This is a genomic window from Ensifer sp. VA4 (genome assembly GCF_055710065.1).
Map to the genome: position 1 here is coordinate 170,020 of NZ_JBVQPO010000001.1, position 24,943 is coordinate 194,962.

At 63.7% G+C, this 24,943-nt stretch carries 27 protein-coding genes; 15 read left to right on the forward strand and 12 right to left on the reverse strand.

Annotation, left to right across the window (positions count from 1 at the left end; genetic code table 11):
- Positions 1–247 precede the first annotated feature (247 nt).
- Positions 248–508 (forward strand): DUF1344 domain-containing protein, encoded by a 261-nt coding sequence (locus tag AC0C6X_RS00880; RefSeq protein WP_113538088.1) that lies wholly within the window; start codon positions 248–250, stop codon positions 506–508.
- Between the two features lie 50 nt (positions 509–558).
- Here the strand turns inward: AC0C6X_RS00880 and AC0C6X_RS00885 are convergent, their stop codons facing one another.
- From AC0C6X_RS00885 to AC0C6X_RS00900, 4 genes are all read right to left on the reverse strand, one after another.
- A complete protein-coding gene (locus tag AC0C6X_RS00885; protein WP_173515826.1) occupies positions 559–1,143 on the reverse strand; it encodes a histidine phosphatase family protein in 585 nt (194 codons plus the stop codon).
- A 51-nt stretch (positions 1,144–1,194) separates the two neighbouring features.
- Positions 1,195–2,013: an enoyl-ACP reductase FabI gene (gene fabI / locus AC0C6X_RS00890; protein ID WP_113537991.1), complete on the reverse strand. Its 819-nt coding sequence runs from the start codon at positions 2,011–2,013 to the stop codon at positions 1,195–1,197.
- A 210-nt stretch (positions 2,014–2,223) separates the two neighbouring features.
- Positions 2,224–3,330: a DnaJ C-terminal domain-containing protein gene (locus AC0C6X_RS00895; RefSeq protein ID WP_173515825.1), complete on the reverse strand. Its 1,107-nt coding sequence runs from the start codon at positions 3,328–3,330 to the stop codon at positions 2,224–2,226.
- Positions 3,331–3,538: 208 nt separating this feature from the next.
- Positions 3,539–3,991 (reverse strand): RT0821/Lpp0805 family surface protein, encoded by a 453-nt coding sequence (locus AC0C6X_RS00900; RefSeq protein WP_173515824.1) that lies wholly within the window; start codon positions 3,989–3,991, stop codon positions 3,539–3,541.
- A gap of 71 nt (positions 3,992–4,062) precedes the next feature.
- Between AC0C6X_RS00900 and pdxH the strand changes: the two genes are divergently transcribed.
- Positions 4,063–4,752: a pyridoxamine 5'-phosphate oxidase gene (gene pdxH, locus AC0C6X_RS00905; protein ID WP_173515823.1), complete on the forward strand. Its 690-nt coding sequence runs from the start codon at positions 4,063–4,065 to the stop codon at positions 4,750–4,752.
- Between the two features lie 84 nt (positions 4,753–4,836).
- Here the strand turns inward: pdxH and AC0C6X_RS00910 are convergent, their stop codons facing one another.
- Entirely contained in the window at positions 4,837–5,898 is a 1,062-nt protein-coding gene (locus tag AC0C6X_RS00910) for a polysaccharide deacetylase family protein (RefSeq protein WP_472951383.1), read from the reverse strand.
- A 228-nt stretch (positions 5,899–6,126) separates the two neighbouring features.
- Between AC0C6X_RS00910 and AC0C6X_RS00915 the strand changes: the two genes are divergently transcribed.
- The gene (locus tag AC0C6X_RS00915) at positions 6,127–7,401 is read left to right on the forward strand and encodes a serine hydrolase (RefSeq protein ID WP_472951385.1); all 1,275 of its coding nucleotides are present in this window, start codon (positions 6,127–6,129) and stop codon (positions 7,399–7,401) included.
- Between the two features lie 13 nt (positions 7,402–7,414).
- Here the strand turns inward: AC0C6X_RS00915 and AC0C6X_RS00920 are convergent, their stop codons facing one another.
- The 3 genes from AC0C6X_RS00920 to AC0C6X_RS00930 all read right to left on the reverse strand — a co-directional run bounded on the left by AC0C6X_RS00920 (position 7,415) and on the right by AC0C6X_RS00930 (position 10,751).
- Positions 7,415–7,909: a GNAT family N-acetyltransferase gene (locus tag AC0C6X_RS00920; protein ID WP_173515820.1), complete on the reverse strand. Its 495-nt coding sequence runs from the start codon at positions 7,907–7,909 to the stop codon at positions 7,415–7,417.
- A gap of 40 nt (positions 7,910–7,949) precedes the next feature.
- Positions 7,950–9,365 carry a metalloprotease TldD gene (gene tldD, locus AC0C6X_RS00925; RefSeq protein ID WP_472951387.1) on the reverse strand — a complete coding sequence of 472 codons (1,416 nt, stop codon included), beginning with the start codon at positions 9,363–9,365 and terminating at the stop codon, positions 7,950–7,952.
- A 189-nt stretch (positions 9,366–9,554) separates the two neighbouring features.
- Positions 9,555–10,751, reverse strand: coding sequence for a winged helix-turn-helix domain-containing protein (locus tag AC0C6X_RS00930; RefSeq protein ID WP_472951389.1), 1,197 nt, complete (start codon positions 10,749–10,751; stop codon positions 9,555–9,557).
- 132 nt (positions 10,752–10,883) lie between these two features.
- Between AC0C6X_RS00930 and AC0C6X_RS00935 the strand changes: the two genes are divergently transcribed.
- The 5 genes from AC0C6X_RS00935 to AC0C6X_RS00955 are packed head-to-tail and all read left to right on the forward strand — an operon-like array spanning position 10,884 to position 15,427.
- Complete coding sequence (locus AC0C6X_RS00935) at positions 10,884–11,564, forward strand: energy-coupling factor ABC transporter ATP-binding protein (RefSeq protein WP_247957981.1); 681 nt, start codon at positions 10,884–10,886, stop codon at positions 11,562–11,564.
- Positions 11,558–12,163: a CbiQ family ECF transporter T component gene (locus tag AC0C6X_RS00940; protein ID WP_472951391.1), complete on the forward strand. Its 606-nt coding sequence runs from the start codon at positions 11,558–11,560 to the stop codon at positions 12,161–12,163. Before AC0C6X_RS00935 ends, AC0C6X_RS00940 begins: the two co-directional genes overlap by 7 nt.
- A 37-nt stretch (positions 12,164–12,200) precedes the next feature.
- Positions 12,201–12,764 carry a biotin transporter BioY gene (locus AC0C6X_RS00945; protein ID WP_472951393.1) on the forward strand — a complete coding sequence of 188 codons (564 nt, stop codon included), beginning with the start codon at positions 12,201–12,203 and terminating at the stop codon, positions 12,762–12,764.
- A 4-nt stretch (positions 12,765–12,768) separates the two neighbouring features.
- Entirely contained in the window at positions 12,769–14,268 is a 1,500-nt protein-coding gene (locus tag AC0C6X_RS00950; RefSeq protein ID WP_472951395.1) for a class I adenylate-forming enzyme family protein, read from the forward strand.
- Positions 14,246–15,427, forward strand: a complete 1,182-nt coding sequence (locus AC0C6X_RS00955) for a thiolase family protein (protein ID WP_247957984.1) — start codon at positions 14,246–14,248, stop codon at positions 15,425–15,427. The genes AC0C6X_RS00950 and AC0C6X_RS00955 overlap by 23 nt, the downstream gene beginning before the upstream one ends.
- A gap of 54 nt (positions 15,428–15,481) precedes the next feature.
- Here AC0C6X_RS00955 and AC0C6X_RS00960 read toward each other — a convergent pair whose 3' ends face one another.
- Complete coding sequence (locus tag AC0C6X_RS00960) at positions 15,482–15,883, reverse strand: acyl-CoA thioesterase (protein WP_173515812.1); 402 nt, start codon at positions 15,881–15,883, stop codon at positions 15,482–15,484.
- A gap of 16 nt (positions 15,884–15,899) precedes the next feature.
- Between AC0C6X_RS00960 and AC0C6X_RS00965 the strand changes: the two genes are divergently transcribed.
- The 5 genes from AC0C6X_RS00965 to dxs all read left to right on the forward strand — a co-directional run bounded on the left by AC0C6X_RS00965 (position 15,900) and on the right by dxs (position 21,362).
- The gene (locus AC0C6X_RS00965; RefSeq protein WP_472951398.1) at positions 15,900–16,871 is read left to right on the forward strand and encodes a zinc-dependent alcohol dehydrogenase family protein; all 972 of its coding nucleotides are present in this window, start codon (positions 15,900–15,902) and stop codon (positions 16,869–16,871) included.
- Positions 16,872–16,933: 62 nt separating this feature from the next.
- Positions 16,934–17,863, forward strand: a complete 930-nt coding sequence (locus AC0C6X_RS00970) for a histone deacetylase family protein (RefSeq protein WP_472951400.1) — start codon at positions 16,934–16,936, stop codon at positions 17,861–17,863.
- Between the two features lie 2 nt (positions 17,864–17,865).
- A complete protein-coding gene (locus AC0C6X_RS00975; RefSeq protein ID WP_173515809.1) occupies positions 17,866–18,117 on the forward strand; it encodes an exodeoxyribonuclease VII small subunit in 252 nt (83 codons plus the stop codon).
- Between the two features lie 162 nt (positions 18,118–18,279).
- Entirely contained in the window at positions 18,280–19,203 is a 924-nt protein-coding gene (locus AC0C6X_RS00980) for a pirin family protein (RefSeq protein ID WP_173515808.1), read from the forward strand.
- Between the two features lie 245 nt (positions 19,204–19,448).
- Complete coding sequence (gene dxs, locus AC0C6X_RS00985; protein ID WP_472951830.1) at positions 19,449–21,362, forward strand: 1-deoxy-D-xylulose-5-phosphate synthase; 1,914 nt, start codon at positions 19,449–19,451, stop codon at positions 21,360–21,362.
- On the opposite strand, the gene AC0C6X_RS00990 is transcribed toward dxs, so the two are convergent.
- The 3 genes from AC0C6X_RS00990 to AC0C6X_RS01000 all read right to left on the reverse strand — a co-directional run bounded on the left by AC0C6X_RS00990 (position 21,359) and on the right by AC0C6X_RS01000 (position 22,614).
- A complete protein-coding gene (locus AC0C6X_RS00990; protein ID WP_173515806.1) occupies positions 21,359–21,562 on the reverse strand; it encodes a dodecin family protein in 204 nt (67 codons plus the stop codon). The genes dxs and AC0C6X_RS00990 overlap by 4 nt on opposite strands.
- A 51-nt stretch (positions 21,563–21,613) precedes the next feature.
- Positions 21,614–22,114, reverse strand: a complete 501-nt coding sequence (locus AC0C6X_RS00995; protein ID WP_472951403.1) for an Hsp20/alpha crystallin family protein — start codon at positions 22,112–22,114, stop codon at positions 21,614–21,616.
- A 209-nt stretch (positions 22,115–22,323) separates the two neighbouring features.
- Complete coding sequence (locus AC0C6X_RS01000; protein ID WP_247957987.1) at positions 22,324–22,614, reverse strand: DUF3175 domain-containing protein; 291 nt, start codon at positions 22,612–22,614, stop codon at positions 22,324–22,326.
- A 235-nt stretch (positions 22,615–22,849) separates the two neighbouring features.
- Here AC0C6X_RS01000 and AC0C6X_RS01005 point away from each other — a divergent pair, with 235 nt between their 5' ends.
- Positions 22,850–23,620: a TlyA family RNA methyltransferase gene (locus tag AC0C6X_RS01005; RefSeq protein ID WP_472951405.1), complete on the forward strand. Its 771-nt coding sequence runs from the start codon at positions 22,850–22,852 to the stop codon at positions 23,618–23,620.
- Positions 23,617–24,867 (forward strand): class I SAM-dependent RNA methyltransferase, encoded by a 1,251-nt coding sequence (locus tag AC0C6X_RS01010; protein ID WP_472951407.1) that lies wholly within the window; start codon positions 23,617–23,619, stop codon positions 24,865–24,867. Before AC0C6X_RS01005 ends, AC0C6X_RS01010 begins: the two co-directional genes overlap by 4 nt.
- The last annotated feature ends 76 nt before the right edge of the window (positions 24,868–24,943 follow it).

The following is a 24,943-nucleotide window of genomic DNA, read 5'->3' on the forward strand; positions in this document are numbered from 1 at the left end:
TGGCTTTCGTCACAATTCCTTGGAAAACCCTATGATTCATGGGGAAATCGGCATTCCGCCTCCCGGACTTCGGCGCCCACCCGCTTGAAAAAAGCGGTGTCGCCGTTCAGTGTTCCGGCGTCGAAAGGCCCGTCAAAAAACCGGGGCCTGACGGCCAAAAGCCAAGCTACAAGGCAATTTTTGCCACAATCGGGGGCCAAGGGTGATGAGAGGGATGTTCGCAGAATCGTTGAAGAGGGCAAGAAAGATGCGTTTTGTCATTGCCGCGCTCATGGCCACCGCCGGCTTGCTTTCGCCTTTATCCGCTCTTGCGGAAAGCGCCGACGTGGAAGCTACCATTACGGGTGTCGATACCGAGCGCCTCAGCCTCCAGCTCGATGACGGCAAGAGCTACCAGGCACCTGAAGAGTTCAATTTCGAGGGCCTGAAGGCAGGCGTGAAGGTTCTGGTCTTCTACACGGAAGTCGATGGCAAACGGGTCATCAACGACCTCGAAATCGTGCAGTAAAAAAGACCAAGATCCACCCGTCCTCCGGGGCGGCTCCTTCATTTCAGCGGTCAGATCCAGCCAATGGTCCCGCCGGAAATGCGCAGGAGGCGATCCTGCGGGATCGCCGCAGACGCAGCCTCCTCGGCCTCCATTTCCCCAAAGAGCTTGAAAAGCGATCGGATGACGCCGCCGTGGCTGACGCACACGGTCGGCTTCGTCACATCCTTGAGCCAGGCGGCAACGCGCCAGGACAGAATCTCATAACTCTCGGCATCGGGTCCCGGCGGAATGAAGTCCCATTTCACCGCGCGCCGTTCAGCGATTCTTTGCGGCGCCGAACGCTTGAGTTCTGGAAGAGTGTGCCCTTCCCAGTCGCCGAAGGAAACTTCCTTCAGCCGTTCGTCTGTCCGGTAGGCGGTGGGATCGAGCCCCATCGCCAGCCTCACGCGCTCCATGGTCTCGCGCGTGCGGCCAAGCGGGCTCGCGACGAAGTCGAAATGCACGGCGTCGGCGCCGAGGATAGCGGCAAGTGCTGCGCCATTGCCGGTCGCCTGCTGGCGACCGAAATCATTGAGCGGGATGTCCTTCTGCCCCTGGAGCCGGCTTTCGGCATTCCAGTCAGTCTGTCCGTGACGGATCATATAGATCAGCACAACATGTCTCCGGGCAGAAGGCCGTCGACCGAACCCGTCGTGGAGGTTCGGTCAGTCCTTGATCACGGAGATATCGGGCGCGTCCACGGCCTTCATGCCGACGACATGGTAGCCGCTGTCGGCATGGTGGACTTCACCGGTAACCGAACGCGACAGGTCGGAGAGCATGTAGAGGCCAACATCACCGACTTCTTCGATCGTTACGGTCCGGCGCAGCGGCGCGTTGTATTCGTTCCACTTGAGGATATAGCGGAAGTCGCCGATGCCGGAGGCAGCCAGCGTCTTGATCGGGCCGGCCGAAATCGCGTTGACGCGGATGTTCTTCGGACCGAGGTCCACCGCGAGATACTTCACGCTCGCTTCGAGCGCAGCCTTCGCGACGCCCATGACGTTGTAGTTCGGCATGACCTTTTCGGCGCCGTAGTAGGTCAGGGTCAGCATCGAGCCGCCATCGGTCATCAGCTTTTCAGCGCGACGGGCGACCGAGGTGAACGAGTAGACCGAGATCTGCATCGTCTTGGCGAAGTTCTCGGGCGAGGTATCGACGTAGCGGCCGGTCAGTTCGTCCTTGTCGGAGAAACCGATCGCGTGAACGACGAAATCGATCTTGCCCCAGTGCTTTTCGAGCGTGTCGAAGACGGCGTCGATGCTGGCTTCGTCGCTGACGTCGCAATGGCCGGCCATGAAGCCGTCGATCTCGGCGAGCAGCGGCTCGACACGCTTCTTGAGTGCGTCGCCCTGATAGGTCAGCGCAACTTCACCACCCTGCGCGTGGATGGCCTTGGCAATGCCCCATGCGATGGAACGGTTGTTTGCAACGCCCATGATGACGCCGCGTTTGCCCTTCATCAGACCGGATGCCTGAGCCATGGTAAAGTCCCCAATACTATTTCCAGCAACGGCCGGCGCCGTTGCCGAAGTTCACAAATGTCGCAGACGCACCGCCGGAACGGGTGCGGCAAAATGTCGAGAATTGCCTATGGCATAGCCGCCGGAGTGGTTCAAGCGCGGCCGACATCAGGAACTGTTAGTCCCCGTAATATTGGTTCAAAGTGTCAGAGAACTGTCACAAATGGGCCATCACAAATAGAGTCCGTCGCGCTGCGACTTCATCAGATCGGTCACCTTCTCATCCGGCGTGTCATTCAGAACCAGCCGCAGCTCGACCAGGAGGTCGCCGCGGGTGCCGTAGCTTCCAGGCAGGCCTTGGCCGGTGAGGCGGATGGTCTTGTCCGACCCGGACCAGGCAGGCACGACGACGGTCACCGGGCCGACCGGCGTCTCGATGCGCTCCTCGCAACCGAGAACGGCGCCCTGGAGATCGATCGACAAGGTCGTCAGCAGGTCGAGACCGCGGGTGCGGAAAGCGCCACCCTGATCGACCCGAAGCGTAACAACCACGTCGCCACGACTCATGCCGGTGACGCGATAGCCCTGTTCGGCAAGGCGAATGGCCTGGCCGTCGACGGCACCCGGAGGTATTTGAACCTTCAGGCTCTCGCCATCCGGAAGTTCGACCGTCAGACGCTGGCGATTGATCAGATCCTCGATGCTGACAGCCAGATCGACGGTCAGGTCGGGCACCTTCTCCGCGGTCTTCGCGGCACGGCCGCGGATGCGCCGGACGATGGCTGCGACGAGTTCGGCTGCGGGCGCTGCGGCGCGCTGCATGAACGGCGAATCCACCTTGGCTGCGGTTTCTTGCTGCACCTCGGCCGCGGGTTGAGACTTTGCCTCGGTGGTCTGAGCAGGCCGCTCCGGTTCCTTCGCCGCGGCCGGTTTCGGTGTAGGCTTGGGCGACGGGTTCGACGCGGGCTTCGGTGACGGCCGGGCCGACTTGGCCCGCGCCTCCGCACCAAAAATCTGCGAGATGGCGTCCTCGGCCGTCTCCGCGTCGACAGGCGGCTCCTCCTGCACGTTACCGCGCATCTTTGCCTTCATCGCCTCCATGCGACGAAGCTCGGCCTCACGGCGTGCATAGTCGTAGCGGCTCCTGAGCTTCGGGTCGCGCAGAAGTTCGTAGGCCTTGCCTGCCTCGGCAAAGCGCTCGGCCGCGGTGGGATCGTCCTGATTATGGTCCGGATGCACGGCCTTTGCCAGCGAACGCCAGGCCGCCTTGATTTCGTCCTGGCCGGCATTGCGCCGGACACCGAGGATCACATAGGGATCACGCATGGCTTCTACCATCTTCTCTGATCGGCGGCCTCTCCCTGACGCCCGCCTCATGCCCCGATTGAAGGCGTCGTTGTCGCCCGTCCACTGGGCATCGATGATCCGGAGAACTTGCTAAATAGTGGTTAGCCGCAGCGGCGCCGCCGGCACTGGAATGAGCGCCAAGGACGATCGTTCGCACCTTTAGAGAATTGTGGTTAATCGCCGATTTCCGAGCTTTGTCTCAGTCGCGCGGGCCGAAGCTCGTCAGATACCAGGCGCCATCGCCGCCCTGGCACGTGCTGCCGTCGAACTTTGCGATACCCTCATAGGAATGGCGCGTCGTGGTGAAGCGGCGGCAGAGCATGCCGCTCGCGCGGTCTTCCTGAATGCTGCTGATGACACCGGCACTGCCCGAAGTCGCATTGGCCCAGGGGATCGGGTTGATCATGCCGCCGCCCAGTTCCGCCGAGGTCACGGCATTGCGAACCATCACGGCATCGGAGAGGCCATCGGAGGTCTTGGCAACGGGAACGGTACCGGTGGAGACCGTGCGGTCGACGCTGCTGCCGAAGAGATCGAGCCCCGCGCCCATGCAGCCGGACAGCGCCAGGACCGGCAGGCAAATTGCCGCGCTACGCAGCAAGGCGAAGGAATACCCCTTCTTGGCGTCGATCCACTTTGCTATGTCTTGCACGGCAATCCTGTCAGACTCGCTGGAGCCGCACGTTTCTCGACAAGGTCAACATACAGGCTCCGACATTTTCGATGCGGAAATACAGGTCGGGCTCATCCCGAAGCATTTCCGCGCCAGACATCACGGCATTGGAACGCAATATGGCGGCGAATGAGTTAACAAGCGGTGACTTCACCGAATCAAATGAACCCTTTTCCCTGTTTGGCACATGGCTGAAGGACGCGGAAGGCAGCGAAATCAACGACCCGAATGCGGTCGCTCTCGCCACCGTCGACAGCGACGGATTGCCGAATGTCCGCATGGTCCTGCTGAAGGGCTTCGACGAGCGCGGCTTCGTTTTCTACACGAATTTCGAGAGCCAGAAGGGCCAGGAAATCCTTGGCGCCCGCAAGGCGGCCATGTGCTTTCACTGGAAGTCCCTGAGGCGGCAGGTGCGCGTGCGCGGTCCGGTCGAGATCGTGACCGACGAAGAGGCGGATGAATATTTCAAGAGCCGGCCGCGCGGCAGCCGCATCGGCGCCTGGGCATCGAAACAGTCACGCCCGCTTGAAAGCCGTTTCGCGCTGGAAAAAGCCGTAGCCGAATACACCGCCCGCTACGCGCTCGGCGAAATTCCGCGTCCGAGCTACTGGTCCGGTTTCCGTATCCGCCCGACTTCGATCGAATTCTGGCACGATCGCCCGTTCCGTCTGCATGACCGGCTGGAATTCCGCCGGGCAGCACCCGAGGGCGGCTGGGAAAAGGTACGAATGTATCCGTGATTGGCCGCCGTTCAGGCGCCCGTTACTGCATGTTTCCTCTGATCGTAGCCGATTGAAGGACCCGCTACAGCGCTCTTTGCACGTCTAATAGGACGTGCGGCGCTGTAGGCGAAAGGGAATGCCCGAGGCCAGTGCCGAGACGTAACGGGCCCGCTGAAAATGACCATTCAGCGAAATACGTGGCAGCGCATGAGGCCGGGAGTGGGCTCGTGCGACCAGCGTACCGGGTTGGGTCGTGACCGCGAGAGTGAAACCGAGATCGGCGACGATCCGATGATCGCGCGGCGAGACCGCCGGTGCGTCGCCATAGGGATAAGCAAAAGTTAGGGGCCGGCGGCCGGTAATGGCCTCGATGCGTTGTGCTGACTCGCCAATTTCCCGCCTTGCCTCGGCGTCGGAGAGACGGGCGACCGACCGGTGGCTGATCGTGTGGGCACCGAGGCTTGCCAGCGGGCTTTCGATCAGCCGCCGCAGCCCCGTCTCATCCAAGGTCAGCCGGTCGGTTATTGCCTTCGGATCGATGCCGCGCTGGAGCGCGGCGGCATTCAGCGACGCAATCGCCTTCGCCTCGTCATGGCTATGGATGTAGGCTGCGACGCGGCCGAAGACCGCCTGTTTCTCCGCCGTCGTACGGGCCTCTAGCGCCTCCATTCCTGAGCCGAAGTCGAAGCGCAGCGTCTCGCTCACCGCGAGCACGTCGGCAAGCGTTTCCCACCAGAGCGTATGGGTACGGTCGATGAAGCCGCCGGTGACGAAGACTGTGAAGGGCGCCTGATGGCGCTCGAACACGGGCAGTGCATGCTCGAGATTGTTGCGGTAGCCGTCATCGAGCGTGAAACAGGCGATCGGCCCGCTCCCCGCGGCCAGCGCATCGGGCAACTGTTCGAGCGTGACGAAACGATTGCCGTCGCGCTTCAGCGTCGTCAGTGTCGCGTCGAGGAATTCCGGGGTGACTTCCAGATGACCGTTGGGATCGAAGGCACGCGCGAGCTTTGGCCGGACATGGTGCAGCGTGAAGATGGCGCCCTGCCCGCGCGCGCCAGCCATCAGCCCGGCGCGGCTCAGCCCGCCGGCGACCTCCAGCCCGCCGGCAATCGCGGCACGGCGAACAATCGTCCTGATCGTGTTCTTGGTGGTCGGCCCCATGTTCCCTCGTGCGGCGCCAGAGCGTCGTGCTCTGCGGGCTCAAGGTTAACGACGAGGGCGTTAAACCTTGTTGAATGAGAAGACATTTATCGCCCATTTACCACAGACTCGAAAACGGGCTAGGACTGTCCCAGTCCGCCCTAAAGTTGCAGCAAAGACACGGATCTTGTCACAAAACGAAACAGCATCGCGCCCGTGACTAACGGCGCTCTTTCGACGGGGATCGACATGAAAACTTTGCGCTGCCTCCTGTTGGCGACCTTCGCATTCGCGCTTGGGTCGGCAACGGCGATCGCCGGGAGTGCGTCGCTGGTGCTCGACGCGCGCACGGGCAAGGTTCTCTCGGCAGAAAATCCTGACGTCCTCAACCACCCGGCTTCGCTGACCAAGATGATGACGGTCTACTTGGCCTTCGAGGCGCTCAAGCGTGGAGAACTCTCCTGGGACAGCAAGATCAAGGTCTCGAAGGCGGCGGCGGCCAAACCGCCGACGCGCCTCGGCCTCAAGCCCGGCATGACGATCACGGTCCGCGAGGCGGTGCTCGGCATGATCGTGCGCTCGGCGAACGATGCGGCAGCGACCATGGCGGAAAAACTCGGAGGTTCTGAAGCCAATTTCGCTCGGATGATGACCGCCAAGGCACGGCAGCTCGGCATGAGCAAGACGGTCTTTGTCAACGCCTCGGGCTTGCCGGCGAGCAAGCAGGTGACGACGGCACGGGAAATGTCGACGCTGGCCGTCGCGCTGATACGCGACTTTCCCAAAGAGTACCGGCTCTTTGCAACCGAGAGCTTCCGTTTCCACGGCCGCAAGCTTCGCGGCCACAACAACCTGATGTATCGCTACGAGGGCATGGACGGCATCAAGACCGGCTATACCAACGCTTCCGGCTTCAACATCGTCAGCGCCGTCAAGGACGGCAATCGCCGGGTGGTCGGCGTCGTGCTCGGCGGCAGAACGGCGCGCAGCCGCGATGCCAAGATGGCCGCGCTTCTCGATCGCCATGTCGGCAAGGCGGCAAAGGGCGGGCGGCAGCTCGTGGCATCGGCGCGCGGTGGCAAGCCGGTCGAAAGTGCGGTGGACGTGGCATCCGTAGCGACAGCCGAAGCGCCGATGCCCTACGCCGCGCCACAGCGCGCCAAGCAGGATTCCGTTGCGGCGCTCATCGCAGCGACATCCGCGACGGCGATCCCCGCGGAACGGCCGACCGAGGTCGCCGAGATCGAAAATACCGCGGCGACGCCCGTATCCGGCGGCTGGCAGATCCAGATTTCAGCTGCACCGTCGGCCGAGGCGGCGCGCATGCTGCTTGCCCAGGCGCGCTCCGAAGCGGGCGCTCCGCTCGCAGGAGCCACGCCCTATACCGAAGCTGTCGGCAAGGGCGCCAATGCGGTCTACCGCGCCCGCTTCGTCGGCTTTTCGAGTCGGGACGCGGCAGCGGCCGCCTGCGATGCGCTCAAGCAGCGCTCCTACGACTGCATGATGCTGCCGTCACGCGGCTGAGCGGCAACAAAGGTTATGCGCCGAGGCGGCGGACGTAGAACTTGCTGTCGACCGCCATCAGCGGAAACGTTCTTGGCAACGCATTGCGGTTGATCTCGGTAAAGCCGTTCTTCTCGTAAAAACGATGCGCGGCCAGGAACTTGTCGGTCGTTCCGAGGAAGACGGCGGAGATGCCGGCGTCTGCGGCATGCCGGAGGAGCGTTTCGAGCAACAGCGGCGCGACGCCAAACTCGCGGCCGCGAAACTCTGCGGCGACGAACATCTTGCGCAAGGCCGCATTACCGGCGCCAATATCCTTGAGACCCACCGTGCCGACAATCCTGTCGTCGGCAGTCGCCACCCAGAAGCCGCCACGGCCGGTCTGATAGAAGTCCGGGATAACGTGCAAATCCGGCTGTTCGTCAGCCGTGATCACGATCCCGAACTCTTCGCGCTGAATCGGCAGAATGACGCCGATGACCGCATCAACGTCCGATGGCTCAAAAGGTCTAACCGCGATCTTGTGCATGGGCCCGTCCTTTCCCCTCGGTCCGCGACAACGAAGATCATTACGCCTGCGTGCCGCCGACGGTGATCTGGTCCATGCGCAGATGCGGCTGGCCGACACCGACGGGCACCCATTGGCCGGCCTTGCCGCAATTGCCGATGCCGGTGTCGAGCTTGGTATCGTTGCCGACCATCGTCACCCGCTTCATCGCGTCCGGGCCATTGCCGATCAGCATGGCGCCTTTCACCGGCGCGCCGATCTTGCCGTTCTCGATCAGATAGGCCTCGGTGCAGCCGAAGACGAACTTGCCGGAGGTGATGTCCACCTGGCCGCCGCCGAAGGAGACAGCATAGATGCCCTTCTTGACCGAGGCGATGATTTCCTCGGGCGTCCGGTCGCCGGAGAGCATGTAGGTGTTGGTCATGCGCGGCATCGGCACATGGGCGTAGCCCTGGCGGCGGCCGTTGCCGGTGGGCTGCATGCCCATCAGCCGGGCGTTTTGGCGATCCTGCATATAGCCGACGAGCCTGCCGTCCTCGATCAGCACGTTGTAGCCGGACGGCGTACCTTCGTCGTCGATGGAAATGGAGCCACGACGCGCCTCTATGGTCCCGTCGTCGACGACGGTCACGCCCTTGGCCGCGACCTGTTCACCCATAAGGCCGGCAAAGGCCGAGGTCTTCTTGCGGTTGAAATCACCTTCGAGGCCATGGCCGACCGCTTCGTGCAGCATGACGCCCGGCCAGCCGGATGCCAGCACCACGTCCATGGTGCCGGCCGGCGCATCGATCGCTTCGAGATTGACCAGGGCCTGGCGCAGCGCCTCGTCGGCGCCCGTCTTCCAGTTTTCCTCGGTGACGAAATCGCCGAAGCCGCGGCGTCCGCCGGTGCCGAAAGAGCCGCTCTCCTGCCGGTCGCCGTCGCCGGCGACGACGGAAATGTTGATGCGCGTCATCGGCCGGATGTCGTGGACGCGGTGGCCGTCGGCCCGGAGGATATCGACGACCTGCCAGCTTGCCGCGATCGAGGCGGTGACCTGGCGAACCTTCGGATCCTTGGCGCGCAGATAGGCGTCGATCTCCTGCAGGAGCGCAACCTTCGCCTCGAAGCTCGGCTCGCCGATCGGGTTTTCGTCGCCATAGAGCTTCTTGTTGGTACGCTGCGGCGCTGCGGCATAGGTGCCGGCGTAACCGCGCGTTACCTGCGCCACCGCGTCGGAGGCTCGACGGAGGGCAGACAGGGTAAGCTCGCCGGCATGGGCATAGCCGACCGCCTCGCCGGCGACGGCGCGCAGGCCGAAGCCCTGGTCGGTATTGAAGCTGCCGCCCTTGAGGCGACCATTATCGAAGGACAGCACCTCGGCCTGGGCATGCTCGAGGAACAGTTCGCCGTCGTCGGCAGCGGCGAGCGTCTCCGAGAGAACCTTGCGGATCGTTGCCTCGTCGGCATCGAAGAGGCTCATCAGATCGGTGTTCATGGTGGCGCGCTCCCGCATCAAGATATCTATGGCCTCCATTTAGGAAGGCCGCGGGTTCAAGCCAAGGAAAATCTCACTTAGGACGGGATGAGGAAAAGTGTGTGCGGTTGTCCGCCCGCATCCCGCTCTGACCGATGAGAGACGATCTCGATGACTTGCTGGTCGGTGCGACCAAAAAGTCATCATGATCTAAAGTGACGCGTTCCAGCCTTCGAGGCGCTCGATTCGATCGACGCCTGCAAAACGGGCTACACGGTCGAGCTCCGCATCGATGCGTTCCAGGCGGCCCGCCGACGCCCGGACGCCCTTCTCGAGCCAGAGCTTGCGGACGTCGAGGCTGCCGCGCTTGCGGTCCGCCTTCATGTCGATGCGGCCGATCATCCGATCGCCTTCGATCAAGGGAAAGACGTAGTAGCCATATTCGCGCTTGGCTTCGGGCACGAAGATCTCGATGCGATAGAAGAAGCCGAACAGGCGCTCCGTGCGGTTGCGGTCGCGCAGCAGCGGGTCGAAGGGGCTGAGCACCCGGACACGGCCTGGCGGTTCGGGAATATCACCCAGCGTGTCCGGAAAACCGGCGAAGGCAAAAGCGGCGCGCGGGCGCCCACCATCGATCGCCTCGATCGAAACTTCATCGAGCTCGTCGCGATGCTCGGCAACCCAGGCCTTGGCTTCATCAGGAGACACCAGATCCCAGAAGGCAGCGATCTCGCCATGGGTCGCAAAGCCCAGACGCTCGAGCGCGCTGCGGCAAGCCCAGTCGATGAATTCTTGGTGGCTGACGTCGCCATCCTGATGATGCGGCGGGATCACCCGCTCGGTCAGATCATAGACCTTCTGGAAGTTCTCGCGCCTTGCGATCGCCAGCTTGCCCGTGCGCCAGAGCACTTCGAGCGCCGTCTTCGAGGGATGCCAGTTCCACCAGCCACCGGATTCGTGTTCGGCTTCCTTGAGGTCGCGGGCGAGCACCGGTCCGCCCTCGGCGATGCGCTGATAGGTCTCGTCGCAGCCCTTTTCGAAGCCTTCGCCGCGCCATTTCCGCCAGCGCTCGACAATCGTCTCGCCCTCCCATTTGAAGCGATGCTTCCAATAGCGGAAGAAGCTGCTCGGAATGATCGAGGCGTCGTGGGTCCAGTGTTCGAACAGATCGCGGTCGTCTTCCAGAAGCGCGGTCAGATGCTCGCGCCGATAGGTCTGGTTGCGGGCAAACAGGATCTGATGATGGGCGCGCTCGACCGTGGCGATGCTGTCCACCTGCACGAAACCGATGTCGTGGATGAGTTTGAGCAGTCCTTCCTTGCCGAGTGCACGGTTCGGCGCACCGGAAAGGCCCTGCTTGGCGAGGAAGATGCGACGGGCGTCGCTGTTGGAAAGGCGAATCGTCATGGCGACAAGAATAGGCTTTTATTCCCATAATTCAAACGCGGTACCAGGCAGATCACGCGCATTGCCCTTGTTGTCGGACTTGGCCTATAGAGCAACCCGAAAACGGCGCGAGCCGAAGACAGCGAGGACGGAATGGACATCCGCTTTACCGATTGCGCGGTCCGCTTCGGCGAGCGGGTAGCGTTGCACCCCCTGACCCTCACGCTCGGCGAGAGACGCGTCGGCATCATCGGCCTCAACGGTTCCGGCAAGACCACGTTCGCCCGGCTGATCAATGGCCTGGTCAAGCCTTCCGCGGGCCGAGTGACAGTCAACGGGCTGAATACGGTCGAGGACGATCGCGCCGTGCTTTCCGAAGCCGGCTTCATCTTCCAGAACCCGCAGCACCAGCTCATCATGCCCATCGTTGCCGAGGACATTGCCTTCGGCTTGAAGAACCGCGGCCTTTCGCGCGAGGAAATCGATCGCCGCATGCAAGGTGCGCTGTCGCGCTTCGGCATCGAACATCTGGCGCGCCGGCGGGTGCATGAGCTTTCGGGTGGCGAGACCCAGCTCGTCGCCATGGCGAGCGTCGTCGTCACCGACCCGAAGATCCTCATCCTCGACGAGCCGACGAACCAGCTCGACCTCAGGAACCGGCGCCGGGTGGCCGCCGCAATCGATGAATTGCCGGAGGATACGGTGGTGATCACCCACGATCTCGCGCTCGTCGAGAACGTTGACCGGCTGCTGCTCTTCCACGAGGGTCGGCTTGCCGCCGACGGCAACCCACACGAGACGATCCGCCACTACCACGAGATCGCCGGATGCTGACGAGCCTGCACATCGAGGGCGATAGCCTGCTGCACCGCCTGCCGGTGAGATTGAAGCTCATTGCGCTCCTGATGCTGAGCATCGTGCTTTTCCTCAGCTCGTCGCTCGCGCATCAGGCAATCGCCTTCGTCATTGCCACCGGCCTCTATCTGTCCGTCGGGCTCTCGCCGAGGGAGGCGTTCAAACGTGTCGGCTTCGTCTTCCTGACGATCTTCTTCCTGGCTGCCGTCAACCTCGTTCTCCTGCCGGTTGCCGAGGTCGCGGCTTTGACATTGCGCCTGATGGCGCTGGTGCTGTTCGCCGCCACAGTCACGGCAACGACGACGATCAGCGCCTTCATGGACGAAGTCACCATCCTGCTGACGCCGCTCGAAAGGCTGGGCTTGGTGCGGGCGGCGGATGTCAGCCTGGCGCTGGGGCTCGTGCTGCGCTTCGTCCCAGATATCTTTGCGCGCTACGAGGCGATCCGCGAGGCCCATCGCGCCCGCGGCCTGCCCGTCAGACCGTTCACGATCATCGGCCCGCTCATCATCCTGACGCTTAAGGATGCCGATACGATTGCCGCGGCAATTGACGCGCGCGGCTTTCGCCGTCAATAAATTCGCGCCCACTAATACACAAGGGAACCGGACCTGCATGAATACCAGAGACCTCGTCCTCATCGCCCTCTTCGCCGCGATCGTCGTCGTGCTCGGCCTCATCCCGCCGATTACGCTCGGCTTCATTCCCGTGCCGATCACCGCACAGTCGATGGGTGTCATGCTCGCCGGCTGCATTCTCGGAGCCAAGCGCGGCGCGCTTGCCTTCCTCTTGTTCCTGCTTCTGGTCGTCATCGGCCTGCCGGTGCTTTCGGGTGGGCGCGGTGGCCTCGCCGCGATCGCCGGGCCGTCCGGCGGCTTCATCATCGGCTGGGTCGTCGCTGCTTTCGTCACCGGCCTCATTGCCGAGCGCATGGTGCGCGAGGGCCAGGCGGAGACGCGCCAGTTCATCGGCTTCTTCCTTGCCTCCGTTCTCGGCGGCATCGTCGTGCTCTATGCGATCGGCATGCCCTGGGTGTCAGTGGTTACCGGCACGCCGCTCCTGACGGTCGCCACCGGTTCGCTCGCCTTCATCCCAGGCGACCTCTTGAAGGCTGCGATCGCGACACTTGCCGCGCGCGCGGTCTATGCCGGCTACCCGCTGCTGCCGGCTCGCACCTGAGCCGATGCCGTTTGCCGCCGCGGTCAATCGCCATGCGGACGAACATCCGCACAGCCCGGCCTTCCAAATCGAGGGCCGGGTCTTCACTTATGGCGAATTGCAACGCCTGGCCGGACAGCTTGTTGCAGCATTCGACGAACTGGCCGGGAGCACCTTGCACCGCAGCGTACTTGGCAACCGCTCGCGGCTGATCGCGCTGGAAGCCGGCAATCATCCGCTTTTCGCTGCCGCCTTTCTCGCCGCCACCAGTAACGGCCACTGCGTCGCGCTGATCGATCCGCATCTGCCGGCCTCAACCCGAGAGGCCATGCGCGATCGCCTGTCTCCCGATCTCGTCATCAGCGCCAATGGCGCCGGCTTGTCTCTGCAGGCCCCGGCAAGCGGCGAGATGCGATCCCTCCGCGAGACCGATGGCAATGAGCGAGCGCCGCTTGCAGCCGGCGCCGGTACCGAGCCATTTCTGATCGTCTTCACATCCGGAACGACGGGCACGCCGAAAGCGATCATCCGCGATCGCGGTTCATGGCGGCGAAGCCTCGCGACCAGCGAACGCTTCTTCGGCATAGACAGTGAGACCCGCACATTCGCCCCCGGCCCGCTGGCACACGGGCTGACGCTCTATGCGCTGGCCGAAACGCTCGTCGCCGGCGCCGAATTCATCGGCACCGCGCACTTCGACGCGCGATCGCTGCGCCTCATCGAAGCGGGGGCAGTGAAGCGCCTGGTTCTCGTGCCGACGATGCTGCGGCGGCTTTGCGCCGCCGCAGGCGGCAATCCATGCGCATCCGTCACACAGATCACCGTCGCCGGTTCAAAGCTGACGACCGGCGATCGAGCCGACGCCGCCATTGCCTTTCCGGCGGCTGCCGTCATCGAATATTACGGCGCCTCGGAACTGGGCTTTATCAGCGTCGCCTCGCAGAACGACACCGCTTCGGCCACCGCCGTCGGCCGCGCCTTTCCCGGCGTCACGCTCAGCATTCGCAATGATACGGGGGACGAAGTGCCCGCAGGCGAAACGGGAACGATCTTCGTCGATAGTACACTCGTCTCCGACGGCTATGTCGGCGACGCCGATGGCGCCGGCTTTCGTCGCCTTGGTCGGCTTGCGACGGTCGGCGATCTCGGCTTTCTCGATGAAGACGGCACGCTTCACCTGCTCGGCCGCGCCGGCGGCATGGTGCTTTCAGGCGGCAACAATATCTATCCGCAAGAGGTGGAAACGACGCTGACCGCGCATCCCGGCGTACATGCCGCCGTCGTCCTCGGACTGGATCATCCGGATCTCGGCAGTGAACTCGTTGCCGTCATCGAGCCGGAAGGCAGCGCGTTCGACCGGGAAGCGCTCGGTCGCCATCTTGCCGCCCACCTGCCCCGCTATAAACATCCGCGTCGCCTCTGGCTCTGCCGGAAGATGCCGATGACGCGCTCGGGCAAGGTGGCGGCCGGCCTACTCAGACAATGGATCTCGGACGAAAACGATGGCCTCGAACGCATCGACTGATCCATCGCGCGTGCCGGTAATAATCGCGGCACTCAGAACGCCGATCGGCCGCGTCAATGGCACGCTTCGCGATGTCGAGCCGTCACGGCTGGCGGCAGCGCTGATTACCCGCCTTGTTGCGGATGTCGGGCTGGCAGCGACCGATATCGACGACGTCATTCTCGGCAACGCCGCCAACAGCGCCGGCAATCTCGCCCGGCTCGCAGCGCTCGAAGCAGGCCTGCCGGTTTCGACACCGGGCGTCACCGTCGATCGCCAATGCGGATCGGGGCTGGAAGCGATCACGCTTGCGGCGCGCATGATCCAGGCCGGCGCGGGACGATTTTATCTCGCCGGCGGCACCGAGAGCGCCAGCCGCGCGCATATCCGCCTGAGGCCGCCGCTGGAGCGTGGCGGCGAACTTGCCCCGGTCAAGCGCGCCCGCATGGCGCCGGACGAGATCGGCGATCCGGACATGGGCGTCGCCGCCGAGAATGTTGCGGTGGCCTGCGGCATTTCTCGCGAACGGCAGGACAGCTTTGCGCTTCAAAGCCATCGCCGCGCCATTAGAGCCGAGCTTGCCGGCGGTTTCCTCCGCGAAATCGTGCCGATCGAGACGGCGGCTAGCGTCGTGTCACGGGACGAATGCCCACGACCCAATGCGTCGATGGAAACGCTGCAGCGGCTGAAGCCGGTCTTCGTCGAGGGCGGCACGGTGACGGCCGGCAATGCCTGCCCGATCAACGACGGCGCGGCCGTCGCGTTGGTGACGAGCCTTGCCGAAGCGCAGCGACTTGGCGCGCCCTTCGCGCTCGAATTCGTCGATGCGGCAACGGCGGGCGTCGATCCCAACCTGCTCGGCCTCGGCCCGGTTCCGGCAATGCAGAAGCTGAAAGCGCGACAGCCTGCGCTCGATCCGGCAAAGGTCGATCTCATCGAATTCAACGAGGCCTTCGCTTCGCAGGTGCTCGGCAGCCTCGACCAGCTCGACATTCCGGCGGAGAGGGTCAACCTCGATGGCGGCGCCATCGCGCTTGGCCATCCCTATGGCGCCTCGGGGGCGATCCTCACCGTCCGGCTCTTCTCGCAGATGTTGACGGCGCCATCGGGTACTGAGGGGCTGGCGATGATGGGCGTTGGCGGCGGGATGGGTGTCGTCGCGCTGTTTCGGGCGGTTTGAATGCACGCGATTGCGAGCGGCAATCGCCTCGCACCTTTCGCGGAATGTCGTTGGCTAGACAGAATAAGCCGCCAGCCATTCCCGCGTCATGGTCGGCAGCGGCAGCGGCGTGTGCCGTTGCGGATCGACCGCCACCCAGACGACCTCGACTTCCGCCGCGAGTTGACCGCGGGCTTCGACCTTGACGGCAAAGCTGATCGAGCTGCCGCCGATCTTCGCCACGTTGACGGTGAAGCGGGCCGGCTCGTCGTAGCGCAGGCCGCGGTGATAGACGCAAGCGGAGCGGCGCACGAGATAGCTCGGTTCGTTCACCACATGCGGGCGATGACGCCACAAACTGGAGAGAGCGGCTTCGGCGTGGGCGTAGTAGGCGGCATTGTGCATATGGCCGTGCATGTCTATATCGCGAAACGGAATGCGAATTTCCGTGACGTTCTCCAGTTCCCTGCCGTCCATGCGAGGCTCCCTGACGATGCGCTCCACCCTCGTTAGACAGTTCGGCGACCCCCGGCAAGTGATTGCGCTGGTCGATGCAGAGCGCGGCACGCCGGGATCGGGGGAAGTCGAGGTGGCGGTGGCGCTGGCCGCCATCAACCCATCCGATCTCATCCCGGTGACCGGCGCCTATAGCGCCCGCACCAGCCTGCCCTTCGTGCCGGGCTTCGAAGGCTTCGGCACGGTGACGCGCGTCGGTCCTGGCGTCATGTCGCTGAAACCCGGCGACCGCGTGGTCCCGATCGGCGCCAGCGGTCTTTGGCAGGAGTACCTGATCAGGCCGGCCGAATGGTGCTTCGCCCTGCCCGACGACATCAGCGAGACCGACGCGGCGACCTGCTACGTCAACCCGCTGACGGCGCTGCAGTTGATCGAGGCACTGCACGCTCATTTCGGTTCGCTCGAGGGGCGCCGCATCGGCGTCACGGCCGCCGGATCCGCAATTGGCGGCATGCTGATGAAGCTGCTTGCCGGCGAAGGGGCGGAGGCCACCGGCATCGTTCGCACCGAGCGCAGCGCCGAGCGGCTCGCGCGTGAAGTTCCCGGCCAGATCGCGCTTGGAGACGAACAGCGCCTGCCGGATCTCCGCTTCGACGCGATCATCGATGCTGTCGGCGGTCCTTTCGCCGGCGACCTCATCCTGCGAACGCTCAAACCCGGCGGCGCCTTCGTCCAGTATGGCGCGCTGAGCAACGTGCCGGTCCCGCAGGGGGCGATCCAGGCACGGCCGGACATCCGCTTCTCCTTCCTGTGGCTGCGCACCTGGGTGCATTCGGCGGGCCGTGCAGCGATCGAGGCCGCTTTTGCGAAGAGTTTCGAAGGCTTGCGGAGCGGCCTCTTCAGGAGCCGCATCGCGGAGATCCATCCCCTGTGCAGGCTCGATGCGGCACTGACGCATCAGGCGGATTCCAGCCGCGACGGCAAGCTGCTGCTCGATCCGCGCTGTTGAAAATTCCGCCTTTCCGCCGCCTCGCCATGGACCTTGGCAGGTTACAGCACTAGTTTCCCGGCATGACCACGTTCCTCTACGAAAATCCGGTCTTCCTGGAACACGAGGTTCCGAAGGGACATCCCGAGCGGCCGGACCGGCTGAAGGCGCTGAACATTGCGCTCGAACATCCGAATTTCGCCGATCTCAAGCGGATCGAAGCGAAAAAGGCGAGCGAAGACCTCGTCCTGCTGGCCCATCCCGAAGAGCATCTGACCGCCGTCCGGCGCGCCATTCCGGACGAAGGCCTCAACCATTTCGAGGCGGATACCTATGCGAGCCCGTTGAGCCTGGAGGCGGCGCTGACCGGCATCGGCGGGGCGGTTGCGGCGGTCGATGCGGTCTTTACCGGCGAGACCGACAACGCCTTCGTGGCGGCGCGGCCACCGGGCCACCACGCCGAGAAGAACAAGGCGATGGGCTTCTGTTTTTTCAACACGGTGGCGATTGCCGCCCGATATGCCCAAAAGGTTCACGGCGCCGAGCGCGTCGCGATCGTCGACTGGGACGTGCACCACGGCAACGGCACCCAGGACATCTTCTGGAACGATCCGTCGGTGCTCTTCTGCTCGACGCACCAGATGCCGCTTTATCCCGGTACCGGCGCCAAGGACGAGACAGGCGTCAAAGGCAACATCGTCAACGCGCCACTCTCGCCGAACAACGGCAGCGAGCACTTCCGCGAGGCATTCCGCAGCCGCGTGCTTTCGGCACTCACCAATTTCCGGCCGGACTTCATCCTGATCTCGGCCGGCTTCGACGCGCATCACCGCGATCCCCTGGCGCAGATCAATCTCGTCGCCGAGGATTTCGACTGGGCCACCGGACGCCTGCACGAGATCGCCGATCGCAGCGCCGGCAACCGCATGGTCAGCCTGCTCGAAGGCGGCTATGACCTTCAGGGCCTGGCCGAATCGGCCGGCCTGCACATTCTGAGACTGATGAGAGGGTAACCATGAACACCACCACGCAACCGGACGTTTCCACCCTCTCCTTCGAGCAGGCCGTCGAGGAACTGGAGCGGATCGTCTCGGCGCTGGAACGCGGCGACGTGGCGCTCGACAAGTCGATCGAGATCTACGAGCGCGGCGAGGCGCTGAAGAAGCATTGCGAGGCGCTCTTGAAGGCCGCTGAAGACCGCATCGAAAAAATCCGGCTCGACCGCGCCGGCAAGCCGCAGGGCGTGGAGCCGCTCGACGCCGACTAAGCCATCAATGCGCTGGAGCGTTCTTCATGCGTTCATTTGAACGCATGGCGCCCTAAGGACATTGATCGCCCCGTGGAAACGCTGCGTATCGGCATGGTCTCTAGCCGCCTCAGATTACAGGCGTTAGTTATTGATGCGACAGCAAAAAACGGGAGCACGCGCATGTCCTTCTTTCCAGGCCCCGATCCATTGGCCGGCGACAAGCCCGCCTGCGACGCCATCGAACATCTGATCGTTCCGCGCACCAGCGATATCGGCGGACTGCAGGTTCGCCGGGCTTTGCCGACGGCGAAGCGCCGCCTCGTCGGACCCTTCATCTTCTTCGACCGGATGGGACCGGCGCTGCTGCGGGCCGGCGAAGCGATCGACGTGCGCCCGCACCCCCATATCGGCCTTTCGACGGTCACCTATCTCTTCGACGGCGAGATCAAGCACCGCGACAGCCTCGGCACCGAGATGGTCATCCGCCCCGGCGACGTCAACCTGATGACCGCCGGCCGCGGCATCGTGCATTCCGAGCGTTCTCCTGAAAACCAGCGCGGCCATGCGCGCTCGATCTCGGGTCTGCAAACCTGGCTGGCGCTGCCCGACCACAAGGAAGAGATCGACCCGATCTTCAGCCACACCGAGGAGCGGGCGCTGCCGCATATGAGCGACGACGGCATCAAGGCGCGGGTGGTGATCGGCAATTTTGAGGGCGCCAAGTCGCCCGTCTCGGTCTTCACCGACACCATCTACGTCGATCTCAACATCGCGCCAGGCAAAAGCGCCCCCTTCGCCGCGCAGTGGGAAGAGCGTGCGCTCTATATTCTCTCCGGCGAGGCGATCATCGCCGGTGACCATTTCGCCGAAAACCAGTTGCTCGTCTTCCGCCCGGGCGACGAGATCACCGTTACCGCCGGGCCTGAGGGCTGTCACGTCATGCTCTTCGGTGGTGCCGCGCTCGGTTCGGCCCGCCACATCTGGTGGAACTTCGTTTCCTCGTCCAAGGAGCGCATCGACAAGGCGAAGGAGGAATGGCGCACCGGCCGCTTCGACGTCGTGCCCGGCGACGAGGAAGAATTCATTCCGCTGCCCGAAGGCTGATTTCGACCAAAAGTAGAGGCGGGATGAGTGCATAAAACCGCGCAACATTGCCTCATCCCGCTTGAATCGATTTCGATTCACAGAATCATGCGCTAGTCTCTTGGTCGACGACGCAGGAACGCCTAATTTTGCATTCAGCAACGATTGCGTCTAAAGAGCCGCTTCGACGGTACCACTAACTATCGCGCGCCTGATCCCGCGGCGCGCATGAGGCATGCAGCGTGACACAACTGCCAACCAATCCGATGCCGGCTACTCCCTTGCTCGATAAGGTGACCTTCCCCGACGATCTGAAGAAGATCGACGACAAGGACCTGCCGCAGCTTGCCGGAGAAGTCCGGGCGGAGATGATCGACGCGGTGTCGCGTACCGGCGGCCACCTCGGCGCGGGCCTCGGCGTCGTCGAACTGACGATCGCCATCCACAAGGTGTTCAACACGCCGCATGACCGACTGATCTTCGACGTCGGCCACCAGTGTTACCCGCACAAGATCCTGACCGGCCGCCGTGACCGCATCCGCACGCTTCGCCAGGAAGGCGGCCTTTCGGGCTTCACCCGTCGCGCCGAGAGCGAATACGATCCCTTCGGCGCCGCCCATTCCTCGACGTCGATTTCCGCCGGCCTCGGCATGGCCGTTGCCGCCGATCTCGACGGCAAGAACCGCAACGTCATCGCCGTCATCGGCGACGGTGCGCTGTCGGCCGGCATGGCCTATGAGGCGCTGAACAATGCCGGCGCGCTCGACGCGCGGCTGATCGTCATCCTCAACGACAACGACATGTCGATCGCGCCGCCGACCGGCGCGATGAGCGCCTATCTGGCGCGCCTCGCCTCCGGCCGCACCTATATGGGCATCCGCGAGGTCGGCAAGAAGCTGACCGCCTATCTCGGCAAGACCGTCGACCGGGCGATCACCCGCGCGGTCGAGCATGCCCGCGGCTACGTCACCGGCGGCACGCTCTTCGAGGAGATGGGCTTCTACCACATCGGCCCGATCGACGGACATTCCTTCGACCATCTGCTGCCGGTGCTGCGCAACGTGCGCGATAACGCCAAGGGTCCTGTGCTGATCCATGTGGTGACGCAGAAGGGCAAGGGCTATCCGCCGGCGGAAGCCGCCGCCGACAAGTATCACGGTGTCAACAAATTCGACGTCATCACCGGGGCCCAGGCGAAGGCCAAGCCGAATGCGCCCGCCTATACCGCCGTCTTTGCCGATGCGCTGACGCAGGAAGCAAGCCTCGACGACAAAATCGTCGCGGTCACCGCCGCCATGCCTACCGGCACCGGTCTCGACAGGTTCGCCAAGGTCCATCCGTCCCGCTGTTTCGACGTCGGCATTGCCGAACAGCATGCGGTGACCTTCGCCGCCGGCCTCGCCGCCGAGGGCTACAAGCCATTCGCGGCCATCTACTCGACCTTTCTGCAGCGCGGCTATGACCAGGTGGTGCATGACGTGGCGATCCAGGGCCTACCCGTGCGCTTCCCGATCGACCGCGCCGGTTTCGTCGGCGCCGACGGACCGACCCATGCGGGTTCGTTCGACACGACCTATCTCGCGACGCTTCCCGGTTTCGTGGTGATGGCAGCCGCCGACGAGGCGGAATTGAAGCACATGGTGCGCACCGCCGCCGCCTATGACGCCGGCCCGATCTCTTTCCGCTATCCGCGCGGCGAAGGCGTCGGCGTCGAAATGCCGGAGCGCGGCCAGATCCTGGAGATCGGCAAGGGCCGCATCGTCAAGCAGGGATCGAAGGTGGCCCTTCTCTCCTTCGGTACCCGTCTCGCCGACTGTCTGATGGCGGCCGAAGATCTCGACGCCGCCGGTCTTTCGACCACGGTCGCCGATGCGCGCTTCGCGAAGCCCCTCGACCACGACCTCATCCGCCAGCTTGCCCGCCACCACGAGGTGCTGATCACCATCGAGGAAGGCGCCGTCGGCGGTTTCGCCAGCCATGTGCTGCAGTTTCTCGCCGAGGACGGCCTGCTTGATGGTGGCCTCAAGGTGCGCCCCATGGTCATGCCCGACATCTGGATGGAACAGGCCAAGCCAGAGGCGATGTATGCCGCCGCCGGCCTCGACCGCGTCGGCATCGTCTCGACCGTTTTCAAGGCGCTCGGCCAGAAGCAGGATATCGGTATCGGCGCTGCCGGCTAATCTTCCAACACGAAGGTCACCTTCAGGATAACCTTGTAGGAAACCGGAGCGCCGTTTTCGACCGCAACCTCCTGCTCTTTCACCCAGGCCGCCTTGACGCCGCGCAGCGTCTGGCAAGCGCGCGTTATGCCGGAGTTGACCGCGTCTTCGAAGCTGACAGACGATGTTGATGAGATTTCGGTAATGCGGGCAATCGACATTGCTATCCTCCCTGGCGTCCACGCCATCCCTTTCTCAATCCGCTCTCAGCCTCACGCGTTCGCATCGGCTTCCGCCTCGACGGGAATGCGTCGAACCTTGGACTGAGCGCGTTCGGTCTTGGGCATCGTCACCTGGAGAACGCCGTTCTTGAATTTGGCGCGGATCTGGTTGTCCTGCACCTCCGTGCCGATCGGTATCCGGCGTTCGAAACGGCCATAGTACCGCTCCGAAAACCGCCTGTCCTTGGATTCCATATCTTCCCGCTTCTCGCCCTTTAGAACCATGGCCCCGTCATCGAAGGTGATTTCGATGTCCTTCTCGTCCATGCCGGGCATCTCCGCGGTTATGCAGATTTCACGCTCGCTATCCGTGACCTCGACGCGCGGCCATGTCGTGCCGTACAGGCGGCTGTAGAGCCGTCCGCCTTCGAGGCCCCTGAACGCATCATCGAACAACCGATCCATCTCCCGGCGGAACGCCATGAAGGGGTCGTCGCGATAGGCGGGAAGGTTGTCCCCGCGGCTCCATGGGATAAGATCTCGAATTGCCATTGAATCCTCCTTCTCGCGCCATCCAAGCCGAGCAGGTCGCCCGGGATGGCGACGGTTCATCGGTCGGTACGCGCCTCGTCGCGCACGCCCGTGCGCGGCGGCTTTGGGCGCAGCCGCCCACCAAACCATGCGAAGCGCAAATGGTTCCATCACCGCAAAGATCGCCAACTCGCCACCCGCCCGGAAAGAGCAACGCAAGCGCAGACCGCTCACGCCTTGGGGCGCCGACCGTAAGCGCGACGCAGTTCATCTTTCGCGTCTTCCAGAATTTTCTTCCTGTCGTCCGACAGGTTCTTGCCCGCGCGATTGACATAGAAAGTCAGCATCGACATGGCCGAACGAAAGGGCCCCGCCTTTCGCCTGCTGCTTCTGTCGGCGGAGCGCTTCAGCGACGCCGCGATCTCCTTCGCCTCATCCTTTTCGAACACATGAGGTTCGAGTTCGAGAGCGTTGCTGTGGCGCGTGACGTCTCGGGACCACTGTTTCTGGCTGCGGGTCATCGCTTCTTCCGTTTGTTGGCTCGGCTACTCGCCGTGCAACTTGGAGACAATGTGAAGCGAACCCCAAATGAGCGGTAATGTTCCAAACCGCACTTATCCGTGATCTACAGCGACCTTTGAAGCGCTGCATATTTTTGTCCTTTAATCGGCTACGATTAAACGAAACATGCAGCAGAGCCAGCGCTCCGAGCGCGAGGGGCTTGCCATTGCGACGGCAAGTCGCCATGAGAAACGCATGTCAGAAGAACGTCAGAATGAAGAACACAGAAACCGGGTCCGTCTCGACCAGTTGCTGCTCAATACAGGATTGGTCGCCAGCCGTGCCCGCGCCCGCGACGCGATCCAGCGCGGCACCGTCAAGGTCGATGGCCGCACGGTCAACAAACCATCGTCGATGTTTGCCGAGAGCGTGACGATCACCATCGATGATCCGGCACAGGACTATGTCTCCCGCGCGGCGCTAAAACTTGTCGCAGCCCTCGATCACTTTGCGCTCGATCCCGCCGGCGAAAGCTGCCTCGATATCGGCGCCTCGACGGGCGGCTTCACCGAAGTCCTCTTGAAGCGCGGCGCCGAGCATGTCGTGGCGGTCGATGTCGGCCATGGGCAAATCCACCCACGCATCGCCGACGACGAGCGTGTCACCAGCATCGAGGGTCTGAATGCGCGCGCGATGACGCCCGAAGACATTGACGATCGCGAGGTCACCTTCGTCGTCTCGGATGTCTCGTTCATCTCGCTGAAGCTTGCTCTCCCTCCGGCGCTCGACATGGCGCTTCCCGGCGCACACTGCATCCTGCTCGTAAAGCCGCAATTCGAGGCGGGTCGCGACGCGATCAGCAAAGCCGGCCTGCTCAAGGATCCCGATAGCGCTCCGGCCGTTGCTACCGAACTCGAGCGCTGGCTCGTGGAGGACATGGGCTGGCAGAGCCTCGGCCTCATCCCCTCGCCCATTGCCGGCGGCGACGGCAATGTGGAGTTTCTGCTGGCGGGGAAAAAGCCATGAGCACCGAGACCGTCACCATCAGCCGCCTTGGCGCCCAGGGCGACGGTATTGCGGAAGGCCCTGACGGGCCGATCTATGCGCCCTTCACGCTGCCCGGCGAGAGCGTGGCGCTGGCGGTCAACAAGTCGCACGGCACCCTGATCTCGCTGAAGGAGCCTTCCGCCGAGCGCGTCGAGCCGCCCTGCCGGCACTTCGGGCCTGACGGTGTCAACGGCACCTGCGGTGGCTGCACCATGCAGCACGCCTCGGACACGCTCTATCACGGGTTCAAGCGCGATCTCGTCATCGCTGCCTTGAAGTCGAAAGGGCTGAAGCCGGAGGTGGCGCCGCTGATCGTCGCCCATCCCGGCCAGCGCCGCCGCGCGGTCTTCACCGCCCGCAAGACCGAGAAGGAACTGCTTCTCGGCTTCAATCAGGCGGAAAGCCATCACATCGTCGCGATCTCCGAATGTCCGATCGCGAGCCCGGGCATCGTCTCGAAGCTCGCAACGATCGCCAGGATCGGCGCCGCCATGGCCGTCAACGCCGAGCCGTTCCGTATCACGGTGCTCGAGACCCTTTCGGGCCTCGACCTTGCCGTCGAGGGCATCAAGAAGCTCGATGACCGCGAACGTCGGCGCACGGTCGAAGCGGTGCTCGGCACCCGCGGCATCGCTCGCGTCAGCCTCAATGGCGAGATCATCGTCGAACCGGTGAAGCCGTTGATCGATTTCGGCGGCGTTTCCGTTTCGCCGCCGCCTGGCAGCTTTACGCAGGCAACGGCCGAAGCCGAGGAGGCGATGGCGAAGCTGGTGCTCGATCACCTCGGCAAGGCCAAGCGCGTCGCCGATCTCTTTGCCGGCTGCGGCACCTTCGCGCTGCGCATCGCCCGCAAGGCGCGCGTGCACGCGGTCGAAGGCGACGACAAGGCGCTGAAGGCGCTCGATTTCGCCGCGCGCAACACGCAGGGGCTGAAACCGGTGACGGTCGAGAAGCGTGACCTGTTCCGCCGTCCGGTCATGGCGCAGGAACTGAAGGTCTATGACGCGATCGTCTTCGATCCACCACGCGCCGGCGCCGAGGCGCAGTGTCATGAGATCGCCCGCTCGGGCGTCAGGAAAATCGCTGCCGTGTCCTGCAATCCGGTCACGTTGGCACGCGATCTTTCCATCCTTACCGCCGCAGGCTACCGGATCACCTCGGTGACGCCGATCGACCAGTTCCTCTGGTCGGCCCATGTCGAGGCGGTCGCGACGCTGGAGAAATGAGAGAAGGTCGGGAGGCCCGGCCTACTGTCTGATCGCTGTCCGGGAACATCGCTCATCTTCTCCGTCACGGGTTGAG